Annotated in this window: 15 protein-coding genes; 5 read left to right on the forward strand and 10 right to left on the reverse strand. The window is 44.7% G+C overall.

Annotation, left to right across the window (positions count from 1 at the left end; all coding sequences use genetic code 11):
* The first annotated feature begins 34 nt into the window (after nucleotides 1–34).
* The gene (locus tag ABLT31_RS09000) at nucleotides 35–1,168 is read left to right on the forward strand and encodes a tyrosine-type recombinase/integrase (protein ID WP_367750864.1); all 1,134 of its coding nucleotides are present in this window, start codon (nucleotides 35–37) and stop codon (nucleotides 1,166–1,168) included.
* 166 nt (nucleotides 1,169–1,334) lie between these two features.
* On the opposite strand, the gene ABLT31_RS09005 is transcribed toward ABLT31_RS09000, so the two are convergent.
* The 4 genes from ABLT31_RS09005 to ABLT31_RS09020 all read right to left on the reverse strand — a co-directional run bounded on the left by ABLT31_RS09005 (nucleotide 1,335) and on the right by ABLT31_RS09020 (nucleotide 5,265).
* Entirely contained in the window at nucleotides 1,335–1,532 is a 198-nt protein-coding gene (locus tag ABLT31_RS09005; RefSeq protein WP_367750866.1) for a cold-shock protein, read from the reverse strand.
* A gap of 208 nt (nucleotides 1,533–1,740) precedes the next feature.
* The gene (locus ABLT31_RS09010; protein ID WP_367750868.1) at nucleotides 1,741–4,014 is read right to left on the reverse strand and encodes a YcdB/YcdC domain-containing protein; all 2,274 of its coding nucleotides are present in this window, start codon (nucleotides 4,012–4,014) and stop codon (nucleotides 1,741–1,743) included.
* Nucleotides 4,015–4,094: 80 nt separating this feature from the next.
* The gene (locus ABLT31_RS09015) at nucleotides 4,095–4,643 is read right to left on the reverse strand and encodes a SprT-like domain-containing protein (protein WP_367750870.1); all 549 of its coding nucleotides are present in this window, start codon (nucleotides 4,641–4,643) and stop codon (nucleotides 4,095–4,097) included.
* A gap of 64 nt (nucleotides 4,644–4,707) precedes the next feature.
* Complete coding sequence (locus ABLT31_RS09020; protein WP_367750872.1) at nucleotides 4,708–5,265, reverse strand: DUF502 domain-containing protein; 558 nt, start codon at nucleotides 5,263–5,265, stop codon at nucleotides 4,708–4,710.
* 82 nt (nucleotides 5,266–5,347) lie between these two features.
* Here ABLT31_RS09020 and ABLT31_RS09025 point away from each other — a divergent pair, with 82 nt between their 5' ends.
* On the forward strand, nucleotides 5,348–6,079 hold the full coding sequence (locus ABLT31_RS09025; protein ID WP_367751362.1) for a ZIP family metal transporter: 732 nt from the start codon (nucleotides 5,348–5,350) through the stop codon (nucleotides 6,077–6,079).
* Nucleotides 6,080–6,458: 379 nt separating this feature from the next.
* Here the strand turns inward: ABLT31_RS09025 and ABLT31_RS09030 are convergent, their stop codons facing one another.
* A complete protein-coding gene (locus tag ABLT31_RS09030; protein ID WP_367750875.1) occupies nucleotides 6,459–6,890 on the reverse strand; it encodes a hypothetical protein in 432 nt (143 codons plus the stop codon).
* A gap of 32 nt (nucleotides 6,891–6,922) precedes the next feature.
* Here ABLT31_RS09030 and ABLT31_RS09035 point away from each other — a divergent pair, with 32 nt between their 5' ends.
* From ABLT31_RS09035 to ABLT31_RS09045, 3 genes are all read left to right on the forward strand, one after another.
* Nucleotides 6,923–9,085, forward strand: a complete 2,163-nt coding sequence (locus tag ABLT31_RS09035) for an ATP-dependent DNA helicase (protein ID WP_367750877.1) — start codon at nucleotides 6,923–6,925, stop codon at nucleotides 9,083–9,085.
* Nucleotides 9,086–9,225: 140 nt separating this feature from the next.
* On the forward strand, nucleotides 9,226–11,226 hold the full coding sequence (locus ABLT31_RS09040; protein ID WP_367750879.1) for a transglycosylase domain-containing protein: 2,001 nt from the start codon (nucleotides 9,226–9,228) through the stop codon (nucleotides 11,224–11,226).
* Nucleotides 11,227–11,314: 88 nt separating this feature from the next.
* The gene (locus ABLT31_RS09045) at nucleotides 11,315–11,557 is read left to right on the forward strand and encodes a hypothetical protein (RefSeq protein ID WP_367750881.1); all 243 of its coding nucleotides are present in this window, start codon (nucleotides 11,315–11,317) and stop codon (nucleotides 11,555–11,557) included.
* A gap of 17 nt (nucleotides 11,558–11,574) precedes the next feature.
* Here the strand turns inward: ABLT31_RS09045 and metA are convergent, their stop codons facing one another.
* The 5 genes from metA to ABLT31_RS09070 all read right to left on the reverse strand — a co-directional run bounded on the left by metA (nucleotide 11,575) and on the right by ABLT31_RS09070 (nucleotide 16,373).
* Nucleotides 11,575–12,507, reverse strand: coding sequence for a homoserine O-acetyltransferase MetA (gene metA / locus ABLT31_RS09050; RefSeq protein ID WP_367750883.1), 933 nt, complete (start codon nucleotides 12,505–12,507; stop codon nucleotides 11,575–11,577).
* 211 nt (nucleotides 12,508–12,718) lie between these two features.
* The gene (locus ABLT31_RS09055) at nucleotides 12,719–13,906 is read right to left on the reverse strand and encodes a dihydrolipoyl dehydrogenase family protein (protein ID WP_367750885.1); all 1,188 of its coding nucleotides are present in this window, start codon (nucleotides 13,904–13,906) and stop codon (nucleotides 12,719–12,721) included.
* 27 nt (nucleotides 13,907–13,933) lie between these two features.
* Nucleotides 13,934–14,074, reverse strand: a complete 141-nt coding sequence (locus ABLT31_RS09060) for a hypothetical protein (RefSeq protein ID WP_367750887.1) — start codon at nucleotides 14,072–14,074, stop codon at nucleotides 13,934–13,936.
* A gap of 233 nt (nucleotides 14,075–14,307) precedes the next feature.
* Nucleotides 14,308–14,784, reverse strand: a complete 477-nt coding sequence (locus ABLT31_RS09065; RefSeq protein WP_367750889.1) for a DUF3939 domain-containing protein — start codon at nucleotides 14,782–14,784, stop codon at nucleotides 14,308–14,310.
* Between the two features lie 119 nt (nucleotides 14,785–14,903).
* A complete protein-coding gene (locus ABLT31_RS09070) occupies nucleotides 14,904–16,373 on the reverse strand; it encodes a protein adenylyltransferase SelO (protein ID WP_367750891.1) in 1,470 nt (489 codons plus the stop codon).
* Between the last annotated feature and the right edge of the window lie 806 nt (nucleotides 16,374–17,179).

Below are 17,179 nucleotides of genomic sequence, written 5' to 3' on the forward strand. Positions count from 1 at the left end.
ATCGGAAAGGGTAAAAAGAAAGAGAGGTTTGTATATGAGTTTTCATCCCACTTCAACTTTTTTGAAAAATGACCCTTTCCAACAACTGGATGAACCAGTACGCTTGATCGTTACCCAGCTCCCAGACCAGATCCAGCAATACATCGCGGATCTCATTGCCGAAGAACTTTCCTTGCTTAGTGTCAAAAACTACGTATACGATTTAAACCTCCTATGGGATTACTGCAAAAATGAAGGAATCTCTTCCATTCCAGAAATTGATTTTCGTGTGCTGAAATCCTTTTTCCAATACATAGCCAATGGTTACGAGCGTATTGTGCACACAAAAATCAACAAAACTGATGTAAAAACGGGAGAAACTACAGAAGAGTGGGTGGAAAAGCGATATTTTCGCAAAAACTCGATGACTGGCGGCCAAGCTCGGAAAGTGTCGACCTATAATTCCTTTTTTGATTATCTGCTCCGAAACCACGAAGTTGATGTCAATCCCATGAAGGAGCTAGAAAAGAAAAAAGCGAGCAAGCGAGGAGGCTCTAAGCACCAAAGTGACCCTATATTTTTAACCTACCAAGAGTGTATGGATTATTTGAACGCCATTAATAAATACTATATGGATCATCCGGACGATAAACGCTTTAAGGCAGAGCTAGAGGTTCGTGACCGGGCGATTATTCTTTTGTTTCTTAACTCTGGTCTTCGCGTGTCTGAGCTATGCAGTTTAAATACGGAAAGCCTGCGGCTTCACCGCGAAACCACCACCTTGTCTGTACTGGGGAAAGGAAAAAAGAACCGCACGCTTCACGTCAATGAGCAAACCTTTCAAGCCATCAGTGACTATTTGGATTCGAGACCTAAGAAAGTTCCAAAAGAACATAAAAATGCTTTGTTTTTAAACCGTGACCATACTCGCATCAGTCGCAAGGCAGTCTATGAAATTGTCAAAAAGTATGCCCGGATTGCTAATATTGACGAAACTTCGGTCAGTAAGCTATCCCCCCATAAACTGCGTCATACTTTTGCTACACTGCTTTTGCAAAACGGAGCCAATATCAAAGTGGTACAGGAGTTATTAGGACACGAAAACATTTCAACAACCAATATTTACGTCCATGCCGTAGATCGTGAAAAAGAAGCGGCCATCTCCTCATTAAATCAATTGTTTTCCTAAGAAAAGATCTTTTCTCCCAAAGATCTTTTTTTCTTCTCAAAGTTAGTTAATTGACTAATTAAAAAAATGTACTTTTCTGACGAATAAGAGCGAATGAAAACGAATGAAAGGGACATTCGAAGAATGTCCCTTTGTCGTGGCGTGAGCCAAGTTATCTTGTCATTTATTAGAGTTTAACAACATTAGAAGCTTGAGGACCTCGGTTTCCTTCCACGATATCGAACTGGACGGTTTGACCTTCTTCTAATGTCTTATAACCTTCTGATTTAATTGCACTATAGTGTACGAACACATCTCCCCCATTTTCCCGTTCGATGAATCCGTAACCTTTTTCCGCGTTAAACCACTTTACTTTTCCTGTCATGCCTTGAACCTCCTTAGGGCTAATAAGTCAGTGTCGATAAGCGGACAACGAAGCTTCCTCAGCCCTAAACTGGTCTAACAGATATGGCCTTAAAGACGCGTTTTTCACCACTCTCAAACACCCTTCATTTAATGGACTTCTGCAGGAGTTAGAATCTTCATTCTGTACTTACTCCCTGATACCATTCTATGCGGTTGCTTCAATTTGGTTAGTATCTTAATTCGTTTCTTTTGCTTAAATACCGGGAAAAAGCGACGGCTGCCTCGGCGCGAGTGACCTTTCCTTGGGGATTGAATTTCCCATCCTCAGTTTCCATGATGCCTAGCTTCGTAACAAGAATGGCTGCGCCCTTAGCCTTGATATTTTCCGCATCTTTTAAGTCATTTTTAAATAAATCATCCATCTTCGCCAAGTTCTCAAATCCCAAGGCGCGAATGATCATGGTTGCAACCTCTTCACGGTTGATTTTTTCATCAGGGTTTAATTCTTCTTGGTTACGATCAATCCAATTTCGATCAACTGCACTTTCTATATAAGCAAAATAAGGAGATTCTTTTTTCACGTCCGAGAAAGTAGAAGGGCGAGCTTGGTCATACCAAACCGGGTATCCATTGTTTTCCAACAAGACAAGCATCTTAATCATCTCACCGCGAGATATCTCTTCATCCGGCTTGATTTGTTGATCGACCGCATCGAAAACGTTATATCTCAAAAGCAATCGCAGTTCCTTCTCTGCCCAATGTCCTTGAATATCATTAACCGACCCTGATTCAACGATGCGTTTCCCGGTCTCCCGATTGGTCCAGCTTCCGGTTTCCGCGTCAAGGAACACCGGTTCGCCGAAGTCCTTGACCCGGGGCTGATAAACGAGCATCGCTTCCTTATTTGGCCTAGACTCCCCTAATTTGGTTATCGGCCTCTCATTTGGAAGAACATAGACCAATGGGATTTCCAAGCGAGAAACATAGGCATTCAACGCTTCACTCGCACTGATTACTTTCTTTGTTGTTTCAGGAAGACTTAAATTGTCCGCATTAAACCAATAGTTATTGACAGAACCGGTAAGGGCGTCTATATTGACCTGGATTCCTCCATGCTCGAGAGAAACGCCATTCACTTCTCTCATAAACGTAAAAGAATGGTAGCGTCCATTCACCTCTTCATAGGGCATGGCCGGCAACTTTAAAAGATAGAGCTGGTGGGCTATGTCTGGATGCAAAGCTTTCATCAGATTAATAGCCTTCTTTTCGGCCTCTTCTTTACTAACCTTCATGGCAGGCTTTGGGGATCCCTCTTGGTCCATATAGACATGCTTTTCATTTGAAAAGTTTAATACCCGACCTGTCTTCGCGTCCACTGCAGCCATCGACCATCCCGCAATCATTCCTTCATTTTTAGTCTCCCAATTGAACTCCCATACTGAAGTTTGCGTCTCTCCCCATTGTTCTCGAAATGAGGAACGAATCATGTTGGCATCCTTCGGCAGCTCAAAGTGAGTCTTTAAGATCTCAAGTGCCTTTTCTTGCGAAATCTTCCCGTGATTTAATTCACCAAGTTTTTTATCTGAGACTGCAACTCGTCCAGATTCACCTTCTGTGATAGGATCTCCCCAAAGTGTAACTAAAGTTCCATCGGTCGCTCGAATATATAGGGGCTCATAATGGTAGTTGGCATTTTGAGGCATATATCCAAGCTTTGTATTTTTCACTTGGCCCGGTCCCCATAACGGTAGATGTTTTAAGGAAAGATTGACATTATTCTGATAAACCTTCAGGGCTTGCTCTTTTGAGATTACTTTGGCAATTGAAGGAAATTGAATATCTTCGTTCCAACGATACCCGATATTTGTGATCTTCCCATCCCCATTTACATTGACTCTTATTTCGTTATTTTCAAACGGCAGGCCATTCACTTGCCTCTTATAGATGATAGGATATTCCACAAACCCATTCAGAGGCGGCTTTGCGGATTGCTCATAGCGATCATCATATACAATTTCCTTTGCTTTCTCCGGGAAGTTCTTTTGAATAAATTCCAATGCTATATCTTTAGCCTTGCCTAGATCCACCTTCGGAGGATAAGTTGATTTTGTGTTCTCGCTATCGTACAGTTCAATATTAAGCAAATCGCCCGTATTGGCATCGACTACAATCTGGGCATGCCCGTAATTTGGAGGCGTTTGCTTATCCCAATAAACGATCCAAGCCGCGGTTTGGTTTCCCCACCAGTTGGATTGGAATTCGATGTTTCTTTGAACGAACCCCTTAGGAAGAGGAATAGCCTTTTTGGCAATTTCCAGTGCCTGATCTTTAGAAATCTTTGCCGCTTCCATGGCTTTCGTCTCCTGCACTGCAGGGACTGGTGCAGCTTTCATCATCGCGGGCTCATTAGCAAATGCCGGAATAACGCCGCTTGTAAACATAAGCGTACTCGCTAGTAAGATAGGAAAACCTTTCTTATGAAAGCCTCTCATCGTAATCATTCCCTTTCCAGGTAAAATGTTCTTCTTACCTGGTTAGACGAGGCCTTCAACCGAAAGGTTGCAAGGATGTTTAACGCAATTTATGACAAAATTATTCTTACTTTGCTATGTTTGAGAATCTTTCCGTTATATTGGAAAGACCCTGCAAATTCTTCTTCTCTTTCTATCGGGGCCTGACAGCAGCCACTCCGGTAACGGTCTGGATTGAATCGTTTCATCATCCCTAGGGGTTTCTTACACTTCTGGCAGGTCAGCTTGTAGACCTTCATGGGCAACCTCACTGTGTTCGTCGAAATGGCCCCTACCCTCCTCAGCTCTTGTTCAAAAACCGGGTGATGATCCTGGTATGGTTTGTTCTGAATAAAAAGATGATAATGGCACATCTCATGGAGCAACACAGCAATGAAAATCTCCCGATCAATAAACTGAGCCGCATATTTGCTCATCTCAATCTTCAGCGGTTCGCGCTTCTTGCCTTGTTGCCGAAAGACAAAGCGCCCCATGGCTCGTGTCAGTCTCCCGTTCCAGATCACGGGAATGCGGATTTTTTCCTGCCAAAAATGCTCAGATAACTTGTCAGCTAGAGCTTGCAGCTTCGCTGGGTCAAAATCTATTTCTCGTTTATGCACCGTGATCCCTCCAACTTCTCCTCTATTATACACCGAACAGAGGGAAGATACAGTACAAACGTTCTTATTGGATCTCCCTTTTCTTCGAAGCGACCCCTGCACTCACACAAAATTGCAGAGCCTCTTGTACGGGCGTATCGACGAATACGAGCCGGTCTTTCGGCAAAAGGCGGATCTCCCCAGATACTTGCAGCCCATGCGGAAAATAAACCGAAACAAACTCGGGCCCCAATTGAAACTGCTGCACATCATAGGTGGTCAAAAATCCGATTCTCATTACATCCTCTTGCTCCTTATACAAGACGACTTGAGAAAATGCCCGCTTCTCTCCTGCAAGGGATGCAAGAGTTTCCTTCGTCATCAGGTAAAGGGTCTTCACTCCGGGAAACTTCGTTATAACAGCTTCCATAAGAGCAATCCCTTTTTTTCCGACCCACCATTGACTAACAAAGCCAATTAGAGAGATAATCAGGAAGATATAAATCACACCTGAGCCGGGAAACTCCGGGAGGGGAATGAACGCAGACAAAGAATGCAGCCAATTATAAATCAAATAAAGCACATAGAAGGTAATGCCGAGCGGAATAGTAACCATCAACCCGCTAAAAAGAATTTTTTTCACTCCTAACGTCTCCTTTATTCCCATAATATACTTATTTTTATAGTTATACGTATAAGCAGTTTACAAGTTTCGTGGAGGGAACATCATGGATGTTTATATCGGAAGTATTTTATCCGCGCTATCAACAGGGGTCGGAGCCCTGCCCATACTTTTTTTCAAGGAAGTCACCCACCGGTGGCGAGACATTCTCTTGGCCTTAACTGCTGGCGTGATGGTGGCTGCCTCAACATTCAGTCTCATCCCAGAAGCCCTGGCTCTTTCAAACTTGTTCGTTCTCTGCTTTGGCGTATTATTAGGAACCATATCTTTAACGATTCTCGAACAGTACGTCCCTCATATTGATCTTGAGCATACTCGATTTAATCTTGCAATTGATCAGAAAGCTTTTTTAATTCTCTCCGCGATTACGCTGCATAACCTGCCGGAAGGGTTATCCGTCGGGGTAAGCTATGCGAGCGGGCACGGAGAATTGGGTGGACTGATCGCGTTTGCTATCGGCATTCAGAATGCACCCGAAGGCTTCCTTATCGCGCTATTCCTCATTAACCAGCGCGTAGGGCGCTGGAAGGCTTTTGCCCTGGCTTCTCTTACAGGTGCGGTCGAGATCGTAACCGCTATAATCGGATATCATCTTACGACATACGTATCCGGCCTAGTGCCGTATGGCCTCTCCTTTGCTGCAGGAGCAATGCTCTTCATCGTGTATAAAGAATTGATTCCAGAGAGTCATGGGGACGGTCATGAAAAAGGCGCTACCTTTTCTTTTATCATTGGACTACTGATTATGGTGAGTTTAGTTCAGTGGTTTGGATAAAGGAGAGATCTGAATGATGAATAGCAGGAGAAAGTCCGGTTGTTCCCATGCTTTCTCCCGTTATAACTCTAAAAAATAGACACTACCCTATCAATTTCAAGATAAGGGAATATTTGAGACTGTCGATTAACTGTAGGTTAAATTTACAGGTGGCTGGATGATAACGGGAGTTTTTCCGGCTAAACCTCAAAATCATGTTTTTCTTCCGTGTTTTCAGAGAGATAACCGGAATTACTCCGCTTATTATAGCAAAAAATTCCCCATCTTTAAAAATAGTCGGACTTTCTCCTATTATCTGAAACCTGCCTTCTACAATATTCATCTCAAAAGAACTATTAATCGACAGTCTATATTTCCCCCTTAAGCCTTTAAACTTCTTTTAGTCTTCTTCCCCGAACATTTCTACGATATCCTCAATAAACGGGCTTTTCTCCCCAGCATTGTAACGATCGATGATCCGATCAAGAAACTGCTCAAACATGCTATTATAAAAGGTGGATGAGAATTGTCCCTTTTCCCCTTCTCCAAATTGAAAGACGACTTCATCCGGCTGTTCCAGCAGCTGGTTCCAATCTTTCTTATGCAATGCTATATAAAATTCGCCATTGGCATTCCGGAGCCGGAACCCTATAACGGACTTTCCTTCCAGTTCTCCACCGTCAAAATCTAGGGTTGCTTGCGTCGCCCCATCGAGCAGCTTTTTAAAATGCTCTGCAGCCTGAGGAACATAGCAACGCAGAACAGCTTCCTCCTCCGCTTCGTTATACTCGATTTCGGTTTGTTGGCTAATATGATAGATCTCCCATTCCATAAACGTAACTCCTTCAGGTTTATATATGATTCATGTCTATGGTAATCTTCCCCACGCCGAATTGCAAATACGAACTAGACCATCGGGACCTAACCGCGTTATATTATAGTAATGTACGTCAAACGCAAAGCAGGGAAGAACCCATGACCACTTTTCTTTATGACATCTTTAAAAGAGATGGACTTTTATCGAAACGACTCAATCCTTACCAACCGCGCAAAGCTCAATTCCGTATGGCCAAGAAGGTATGGGAATCTCTATCCGCTAGTCAGCATGGTCTGATTGAAGCCGGAACCGGAACCGGAAAATCCTTCGGCTATGCTCTGCCTGCGGCCTATTGGGCCATGAAGGAAGAAAAGCGGGTGATCATCTCCACGAACACCATCACCCTGCAGAATCAATTACTGCAAAAAGAACTCCCCTTAGTAAAATCGATCCTAGCTGACATCGATTCCGAATGGGGCGAGACCTTCCGATATGAATTGGCCAAAGGCCGAGGAAATTATATATGCAAGCGAAAGCTCGATCAATATATCTCCTCCTCTCTCATGAAGGAGACACCTTATGCGACGCTGGCCAATCAAGTCCAACAGCAGTTAGGCAACATGAGAAACGGAGACAAGGATGATATAACCTTCTCCCTGCCAGGAGCGTTTTTTGATGAAATAAGGGGCGATGCCGATGACTGCATGGGAAAAGAAAGTCCCTTTCATGATACCTGCTTTATCCAGCAGGCTAGGCGAAAGCTGCAAAAAGCCCAAGTGATCGTAGCCAATCATGCTTTGTTTTTTACGGACCTGGTTCTGCGCAGCCAAGGAGCAAGCATATTACCGGACTATGACTGTGTAATCATGGATGAAGCTCACCGGATAGAGGATCAGGTGACCAAGCAGTTTCAATATACCGTCAACCTGGATCTTTTGACCAATCTTTTTTATCGGTTTACGAGAGGGCGAACTCACTGGGCCAGATCCGTGGAAGATCAAGAATTAAAAGCCACCGTGGAAGCCAAATACACGCAGTTTTATGCCAACCTCGTGGAGCTGTTCGCCCCGTTAGGTAAAAATTTGGCTACTCGGGACCGAACGCAATACTTGCTCCAGCGTCCCATCCTGGAGCATTATCCGTTCGAAGAATTCTTCAAGGAAGTTACCCAGCTCATCTTGGATAAAAAGAACTTTATGGAATTGGAGCATGGGGAAAACGAAACCACAGCGGGACTAGGGCGCTATATCAACCATTTAACAGCGATGGATCTGATGCTTCGCCATGTTCTGTTGCGTCTGAAATCTGCGGCTTGGGCCACTTGGGTAGAATACACTCCCCCCAAGAAAGATCAAATCGTCAAGGATGATCTCTACTGGGCCCATTGCCTAACCTTAAATTCAGCGCCTATTGAGATTGCGGAGATTTTGCGGGAAGAGCTGTTCCAAAAAAAGACGGTTCTGCTAACCTCAGCAACCTTAACCACCCAGGGCAATTTCGGCTTTGTTGCCCAGCGGCTAGGGATTGATGAATACGGTACTTTTGAGGCCCCAAGCCCGTTTAATTATGACGAACAATCATTGCTCATTGTTCCGGAAAACGTACCAGAGCCAACCCATCGATCCTTTGATTCTTTTGTGATGGCAGCCATGAAGGAAATCCTGATGCAAACGAAAGGAAGAACTTTCCTTTTGTTTACCTCCTACCAGCAGATGAATCGTGTTTATCAAGAGTTATCCCCTTGGATGAAGAAAGAAGGAATGAAGGGGCTTTTGCATGAATCCGGGGTATCTCGTGAGCAACTTTTGAAAGATTTCAAGAACAGCTCCAATACCGTGCTGTTCGGCTGCGAATCGTTTTGGGAAGGGGTCGATGTTCCCGGCCATGACCTGATTTGTGTCGTGATCAGTAAACTCCCCTTCCCTGTCCCGACCGACCCGATTACGAAAGCCAGGACCGACCGTTTAGAATCCCTAGGCAAAAGCTCCTTTGAGGAATATACCCTTCCCTTTTCCATTCTGCGCCTGAAACAAGGATTTGGACGCTTGATTCGGACAAAATCCGATAAAGGCGTGGTCGTTATCCTCGATTCGCGCATTAATACAAAGCGCTACGGGAAGAAGGTACTAGATAGCCTTCCTAACAGCCCGCTTTCCAAACAGTTGGACGATATCGGCTCTGCCTTAAGGAAATTTAATATTGAGCAATAAAGATAAGAAAACTCCATAGAAGCTTGAAAAGAGAGGTCTTCCTCTCTTTTTTATTTTGAAAATGCCAAAGACCCACAAAACGGGAAAATAGATTGCGAATTAATTTAGGAGAAACTGACTACCCAGAAAGAGGAATAGACATGAAAAAAAGATGGCTAACTGGCGTTCTTCTAGTCCTTATGACGCTGTCTGTTGCCACAGCAGGGGCCGCAGGAGCCTATGTATATCAGACTGTCGAGCAATTGGATATACAGCAGCTTTCCAACGAACCTGTCCCGCCCACCTTGATATTCGATAAACAGAATCAGCTGATCGCTGAACTTAGCATGTCGAAGAACGAGCCTATCACCTTTGACCAGATTCCCGCCACATTAATCCAAGCCGTCGTGGCCACCGAAGACCGCCGCTTTTATGACCACGTTGGCATCGATTGGATTGGGATTCTTCGGGCAGGATGGGTTAACTTTCGAGCGGGGCAAGTCGTCGAGGGGGGCAGCAGCCTGACCCAGCAACTAGTGAAGAATGCCTTCTTATCATCCGAAAGGACCATGGATCGCAAGATTCAAGAGGCCTTTGCCGCCGTACAAGTCGAACGAACTTATTCCAAGGACCAGATTATTACCTTATACTTAAATACCATTAACTTTGGAGAAGGCGCCTGGGGGGTTCAACGGGCAGCTCAAATCTATTTCGGGAAAGATGCTAAGGACCTTACCCTTGCAGAGAGCGCCATGCTGGCAGCCATTCCTAAAGCCCCTTCCCACTACTCTCCTTTTAAAGATGCCAAACGCGCTTTGGAGAGACGAAATCTCGTTCTTCACCTTATGGTGGAAAACGGATATATAACAGAGAAGGAACGGATAGAAGCCTCGGAAGTTCCCCTGCCCGAAACCAAGCACGATATTAAGCAGGAACTGAAATATCCTTCTTATGTTTACCATGTGATTCGGGAGCTCAAGCAGAAATATAACATTTCGGAGGACGACGTCTGGACTGGGGGATTAAAAATTTACACTTCCATGGATCGGAAGCTGCAAGAGGCCACTGAGAAAATCTATGGTAATCAAGCCTTATTCCCAGCGAGTCCAGATAAAATTCCAGCTCAAAGCGGAGCAGCTATCTTAGATGTCAGCAACGGCGAGATTCAAGCCCTTATGGGAGGGCGGGGAGAAATTCCTTATTTAGGATTTAACCGGGCGACGGATCTCCGACGACAGCCAGGTTCCTCCATTAAGCCCGTTGTCGTTTATGGTCCAGCCTTAGAAAAAGGCTATACACCTGACTCCTTACTCTATGATCAACCGCTGAATATCGCCGGCTATCAGCCTCAGAACTGGGATCGCGGATACCGGGGAGAGGTCACTTTGCAAGAAGCGGTAAACAAATCTTGGAATATACCTGCGGTTTGGCTGCTCCATGAAATGGGGATCGACTACGGGATGGACTTTGCCAAAAAGCTTGGCATCCCGTTTCACCAAGATGACCGGGTGCTTCCTATAGCGCTAGGGGGCATGAAGCAAGGGGTTTCCCCGCTGCACATGGCCCAGGCCTACGCTGCTTTTGCCAACGATGGTCTCCTGCATGAAGCCCATGCCATTCGCGCCATCCGTGATGCAGATGATCAAGAGATTGCCTCTTGGACAGGAGCCCCATATCAAGTAATGAAAAAAGAAACCGCCCGACTCATGACCCACGTTCTTCAGGGGGTTTTGCAGCAAGGTACAGGAACGCGCGCTGTCCTAAACCGTCCAGCTGCGGGCAAGACGGGGACCACTCAATTGGCGCCTTCCCTAGCCGCAAGTAGAAATGGTCTTACGGATTCATGGTTTGTAGGATACACCCCTCAATTATCCGCTGCCGTTTGGGTAGGTTACGACACAACCGATACTAAGCACTATCTTCCAAGTGACGGCGGGAAATACTCCGCGTTGATCTGGAAGGAAATCATGCAGCAAGCTCATCAGGGATTGTCCGCCGAAGCTTTTCCTCCGCCTCCGGTCTGGAAGAAGCCCACACCTGTGGAGAGGAACGCTTCGTTTAAATCAAATCAAGGAAAAGGGAAGTCTCTTGAGAAAAAGGAAAGGAAAGAGAAAGAAAGAGAAAAAGAAAAGAAGCGAGGAAAAGAAAAACGCGACGATTAGTGTCGCGTTTTTCTTTATGATGGTTTAATTGATCCCATGGCTTGGAAAACTAGATATAGAATCCTTTACCTTAGAAAGGAGTGGGAAAATGAACCCGTCTCAATTTAAACAGTTATTGCCAGACCAAGAAGTCGAATTTGGCGATGAAATAGCAGGGGATGAGGTATTCCATCTCAGGGTGAAATTATCTCAAGAACAATCGGACACCCTCGATCCTGCCAGTTATGTTCACCATGAATGGGTAGAGACTGCTCCGGAACAATATAAGCTTCGGGTAAAGAACATCACCGGCAGCCCGGTGTATGTGGCTATGGAGGACACCGACGTTTAAGTTGGTGTCCTTGATTTTTACCTTTCTTGCTTCACTGCTCTTCTAGGCAATTCGTAAGGGGTTTCCTGGTACACGTAATAGTTCAGCCAATTGCTGAATAATAAGTTTCCATGGGATCTCCAGGTTTGGATAGGAGTTTTACTCGGATCATCCCCTGGAAAGTAATTTCTAGGTACAGCGATAGGAAGACCCTGCTGAACATCTCGGTCATATTCGCTCTTTAAGGTTAACGGGTCATACTCTGAGTGCCCCGTCACAAAGATTTGCCTTCCGTCTTTTGAGGCAACAATATAGAGTCCGGATTCTTCCGATTCCGAAAGGATCTCAAGCTCCGGCACCTTCTCTACATCTTCCCGTCTAATCTCCGTATGGCGCGATTGAGGTACATAGTACACATCATCAAAGCCTCGCAAGAGCTTGGTGTTTTTCTTTGCTATTGTATGAGGGAAAACACCAAACACTTTTTCCGGAAGAGCATACTTTGGCACTCCATAATGATAATACAAGCCAGCCTGCGCTCCCCAACAGATGTGGAGGGTCGAAGTTACGGATTCCAACTTCCAGTCCATAATCTCCTTTAATTCTTCCCAATAAGTGACATCCTCAAAATCTAACAGCTCAATAGGGGCTCCCGTTATGATCATTCCGTCATAACATTGATCCTTAATGTCATCAAATGTTTTATAAAAAGACTCCAAATGCGCTGCGGAAGTATTTTTCGAAATATGCGTTTTCGGATGGATCAAGTCGATTTCGACCTGAAGCGGAGTGTTCCCGAGCAGGCGAAGGATTTGGGTTTCCGTAGTCTCTTTCGTCGGCATCAGATTCAAGATCACGATCCTTAGAGGACGAATGTCCTGAATATAAGCTCTGCTCTCAGACATGACAAAGATATTTTCGTTATTCAAAATTTCCATTGCAGGAAGATGGTCTGGAATTTTTATCGGCATGGTCTTCACTCCTTCACAAGCAAACTAAATGATCAAAAAGGTCATTTATATTTTTTATTCTATATTGTATATTAAAATATCAACTGTTAACAGAAAAAATTATACGAAACTCTCCCCTTCCCCTAAACAAGCCATTATGACGGCTTGCCTCATGCTGAATTCCAGTGCAAAAAAGTCCAATAGGCGATTCAAGTTGAATCGCCTTTTTGTGTTACTCTATTGCCCGAATGGCTTCAATTAATGATTCTGCCAAAGTCGGATGGACAGGAATAACATCTACAAAATCATCAATCGTAAGCTTCCCTTTCATCGCCACCGTAATCAAGTGAATCAATTCATCTGCATCCTGACCGACAAAGTGAGCTCCAACGATCTGACGCGTGCTTTTTTCAACGATCACCTTAAAATGGCCTTCTGTTTCGCCAAGTAGAATGGCAGTCCCGGAATGAGCATAAGGAAGTTTCCCTACGGCGATATTCATTCCCTTCTTCACGGCCTCTTCTTCAGTCAAACCAACGCTTCCGATGGGGGGCGAAGTAAAGATAGCACGAGTCATATGGGTGTAATCTGGCTTTTGATGATTACCCTTGAGGGCATTACGTACGGCAATTTTCGCTTGCTGGGCAGCAATCGGAGTAAACATATAGCCCCCAATGGAGTCTCCGGCTGCATAAATTCGTTCCGCTGTCGTCTGCAGGTAATCATTGACCTGAATTCCTCGTGCGGTATACTCAATCCCCGCTGCTTGCAAATTCAGGCCCTCCAGAGCGGGTTTCCTCCCGGTTGCCAACAGCACCACATCCGCCTCTACAATACGATCCCCTTCAGGAGAGCTGATGTGTACACTCTTTTGTTGCCCTTCTGCCGTTATTTTCTTCACTTGGCAATTTAATTGAATGTTCATCCCCATCTTGCGAGAAATTTCTTGAATAACTTGTGAACTTCCCACATCTTCAGTAGTGAGTACGCGATTTGATCGCTGCAGAAGGGTTACCTTGGTCCCCGCACTGGCAAAAACGTGACCAAACTCCATACCAATGATTCCTCCACCTACAACGACCATACTCTTGGGCAATTCCTCCATAAACAGCAGTTCTTTGCTTGTGATGCCATATTCAGCGCCTTCAATGGGAGGAATCACGGATTCTGACCCCACTCCAATCAGGAAACGCTCCGCTTGATAACGCTCGTTACCGACTTGAATTTCTTGAGGCGATACAAACTTCGCCTCCCCCATGACCAGATCGACGCCCATTTTTTCGAGATAGGGGCCTTTCCCCCCAACGAATTTACCAATAATCTCGTTTTTTCGCTTTACAACATGTGACCAATTCAAGGTGTGCTCAGACAGGAAGATGCCAAACTCTGAAGCCCTTTTTACTGCGTTCCATATCGACATAGACCTTACCAAGGCCTTTTTGGGCATTCATCCCCAATTCAAACAAGTTCCGCCGACTCGTTCCTTTTCCACTAACAATACCTTGGCTCCTTGTGCTCGAGCTTCCCTTAAGCCGTCAAACCCTACCGTTCCCGCTCCGATAATGATCAAATCATAGAGTTGGCTCATGTTTACCTCCCAAACGAAATACTCATTCAATAGGTAGGATTTGTAAAATCATACAAACCTATACAATAGGAAAGACCCATCCGTTCTACGTGTCCGGATGAGTCTTTTTCATGCAGGTATTGCATATCAAGGGTAACTTTTTTTTGGATACAAAGACCACAGCCAATACTTTAGCAAAAGAACGGTTATCCTTTTTCCGTCCGCAGGACTCACATTTCTTCATGCTGCACCAATTACTGAAGCAAAGGCTTCTGCCATGTGATTAGATTTTCATCAGCTGTCAGGTAAGTATCAAAGGCAGGGGTAGCTTTAAGATAGGGCCGCAACTTAGCATAGCTGACCTTCATCTCAGGATTCCCGTCCATAATAGGAAACTTGCCTTCCGCTTCGACATAATCATCAACCGCCCGCTGAATATGATCAATCATTTGGGCGAAGGATTGATCTTCGAAGATTTCATAGGTCTCCTTGGACATATAATAGGACTGTCTAGGTATGGCCTTTAAGTAAGGCAGCAATAAGGAATACTCAATCCCGTGGTCATCTTTAATCAATACACTCAAAGGCACTCCTTGTGGCTTTTCTTTAGCAAAAGCCGATGCCGCCTTCCGAACTTGATCTATTGTTATATCTTCCACGGGCCACTCTTTCTGCGTTAAAGCAGGCTTGGGGTTTGCGGAGCCAAACCACCTTTTGATGAAGTCCAACATAACCTCTCCTCCACTTTCCATTCCCTTTAACCCTTATTATACCAACCTTTTCACTGATACTGATCGAAAAATTCTTTCAATTTGTTAACATCTGTTGAAAAAGCCCGAAATCAATCCTATTACGTACCGCAAAAGGTTCGGTAAGGACGGGTTGATGGCTCAGGAAGTGTACAGTAATCAGCCTGTTCAGGGGAGTGCGCATAAGGGCTTGAAAGAACGCGGAGAAGCCGCTCCGTCACGCCGTAGTCTCCTTCTTTCACTGCGGCTTCTAATGCCTCTTCTACCCGGTGGTTGCGAGGGATGACCGCAGGATTAGAGTCCCGCATCAATTGATGGGAGGAGGCTTTCGATTCCTGCTGCCTGCCTAGTCTCGCCTGCCACCGCTCTTGCCACTGAGTAAATTCTGGGATGCCAAACAGCACCGTATCCTCTGCCCGATCAAAAGTTAAAGCGCGGAAGGTATTGGTATAGTCCGCCCGATATTTCTTCATTATGCTGAGGAGGTCTTCAATAAGGGATTCATCATCATTCTCCTCGTTAAATATCCCCAGTTTTGCTCTCATTCCCGCGAGCCAGTTCGAGCGATACAACGGGATAAAATCTGAAATCTTATCCTGAGCCAATTGGACAGCCTGCTCCTGATCGTCATGAAGCAGCGGCAATAGGCTTTCAGCAAATCGCGCGAGATTCCACCCGCCAATAGGAGGCTGATTCCCGTAGGCATAGCGACCTTGACGGTCAATGGAACTGAATACCGTTGCCGGGTCATAAGCATCCATGAAGGCGCAAGGACCATAATCAATGGTTTCTCCACTGATAGTCATGTTGTCCGTGTTCATCACCCCGTGAATAAAGCCCACCAGCTGCCATTTCGCAATCAGCGAGGCCTGGCGCTTGATCACCTCCTGAAGCAATGAGAGGTATCGGTTCTCATCCGATTCAACGTCTGGGAAATGGCGTCGAAGTGTATAGTCAGCCAGGCCCCTGAGATCTTCTAAAGTGCCCCAATTTGCAACGTATTGAAAAGTGCCGACGCGCAGGTGACTGGCAGCTACGCGGGTAAGAATAGCACCAGGCAGCTCGGTTTCGCGAAAAACTGACTCACCGGTTGTCACCACTGCCAGACTACGGGTGGTAGGAATGCCAAGCGCATGCATGGCTTCGCTGATGATGTATTCACGCAGCATCGGTCCCAGTGCCGCTCGACCATCGCCTCCGCGGGAATACGGCGTTCTGCCTGGACCCTTGAGCTGAATATCAAACCGTTCACCTGAAGGTGTGATCTGTTCGCCAATCAGCAGCGCCCTGCCGTCCCCTAACATCGTAAAATGCCCAAATTGATGCCCCGCATAAGCTTGAGCAAGCGGCGAAGCGCCTTCAGGAACCCGGTTCCCAGCAAGCACCGCTACTCCATCTTCGCTTCGCAGTGCCTCAACGTTCAATCCCAAGGATGTTGCCAGCGGATCATTAAGAATAATCAACTTCGGTGAGCGTACAGGGGTTGCGGTGAGCCTGGAGAAAAATGATTCCGGCAGACGGGCATAACTGTTGTCAAAGTTCCATCCTATTTTTTCTTTTTCCTTTGTCATCGTATCTCCTTTTCTCCTTTTCTGCTTTTGTATTAGTTTTTTCTTTTACAAAAAACAAAAATCATATGCATTCTATGATATTTTGGTTTTCTATTTTCTATAATAACGCATTGTAACCTATTTTATTGTCTACTTCTTCCAATTTATTATACCTTTTCTACACATAGATGACGCCCTTTAAGTGTTTTTTGTATGAACTGAAATCAGAGACGTTAGAGCTAAAACATGAAAGTGAATCTCCACGCTCCTACCCTTACCTAAGCGCAATCTCAAGTAGTATTAAAACCATTTCTATTAAATTTCAGCATTCGATAATAAAAACCCATATCTTTACCGCATTATTTGACAAGCTCAACAATTCCATTTATAAATAAATCAATTAAAAGTAGGCAAAAAGAATCTAATACAGTTCTTTTTTTGTATGATTGTAACAGCTTATTAAACCTTTTGTAACAGATGGGATTTCACAACATTTCATCATTGCATAAATATGCAATGATGAATAAAGTTATCCACAACTCCTTTAAGATTATTAACAATTCTAATTATTCACAGAACAAAACAGTTATCCACAACCAAACATAATACATACCCTATACATGTATTATGTTCGATATTTCCCAAATTCATATACAACTCCTTTATTATTAAAAATTTTAATTATTCACATAACAGAGGAGTTATCCACAACCGAACATAAAACATACCCTATACCTGTATTTACACACATTATTTCCCGTTGTGCTCTAAGATCGTGAGATATAGTTTACATAAGTTTTATTATTTTTACTTATTCTCAGTATAAA

This window comes from Ammoniphilus soli (assembly GCF_040813775.1).

What these genes read in the sequence shown, in the direction of transcription:
- ABLT31_RS09000 (WP_367750864.1), top strand. Translation starts at nt 35, where the DNA reads ATGAGTTTTCATCCCACTTCAACTTTTTTGAAAAATGACCCTTTCCAA.
- ABLT31_RS09005 (WP_367750866.1), bottom strand. Translation starts at nt 1,532, where the DNA reads ATGACAGGAAAAGTAAAGTGGTTTAACGCGGAAAAAGGTTACGGATTC.
- ABLT31_RS09010 (WP_367750868.1), bottom strand. Translation starts at nt 4,014, where the DNA reads ATGATTACGATGAGAGGCTTTCATAAGAAAGGTTTTCCTATCTTACTA.
- ABLT31_RS09030 (WP_367750875.1), bottom strand. Translation starts at nt 6,890, where the DNA reads ATGGAATGGGAGATCTATCATATTAGCCAACAAACCGAAATCGAGTAT.
- ABLT31_RS09035 (WP_367750877.1), top strand. Translation starts at nt 6,923, where the DNA reads ATGTCTATGGTAATCTTCCCCACGCCGAATTGCAAATACGAACTAGAC.
- ABLT31_RS09040 (WP_367750879.1), top strand. Translation starts at nt 9,226, where the DNA reads ATGAAAAAAAGATGGCTAACTGGCGTTCTTCTAGTCCTTATGACGCTG.
- ABLT31_RS09045 (WP_367750881.1), top strand. Translation starts at nt 11,315, where the DNA reads ATGAACCCGTCTCAATTTAAACAGTTATTGCCAGACCAAGAAGTCGAA.
- metA (WP_367750883.1), bottom strand. Translation starts at nt 12,507, where the DNA reads ATGCCGATAAAAATTCCAGACCATCTTCCTGCAATGGAAATTTTGAAT.
- ABLT31_RS09055 (WP_367750885.1), bottom strand. Translation starts at nt 13,906, where the DNA reads ATGTCGATATGGAACGCAGTAAAAAGGGCTTCAGAGTTTGGCATCTTC.
- ABLT31_RS09060 (WP_367750887.1), bottom strand. Translation starts at nt 14,074, where the DNA reads ATGAGCCAACTCTATGATTTGATCATTATCGGAGCGGGAACGGTAGGG.
- ABLT31_RS09065 (WP_367750889.1), bottom strand. Translation starts at nt 14,784, where the DNA reads ATGTTGGACTTCATCAAAAGGTGGTTTGGCTCCGCAAACCCCAAGCCT.
- ABLT31_RS09070 (WP_367750891.1), bottom strand. Translation starts at nt 16,373, where the DNA reads ATGACAAAGGAAAAAGAAAAAATAGGATGGAACTTTGACAACAGTTAT.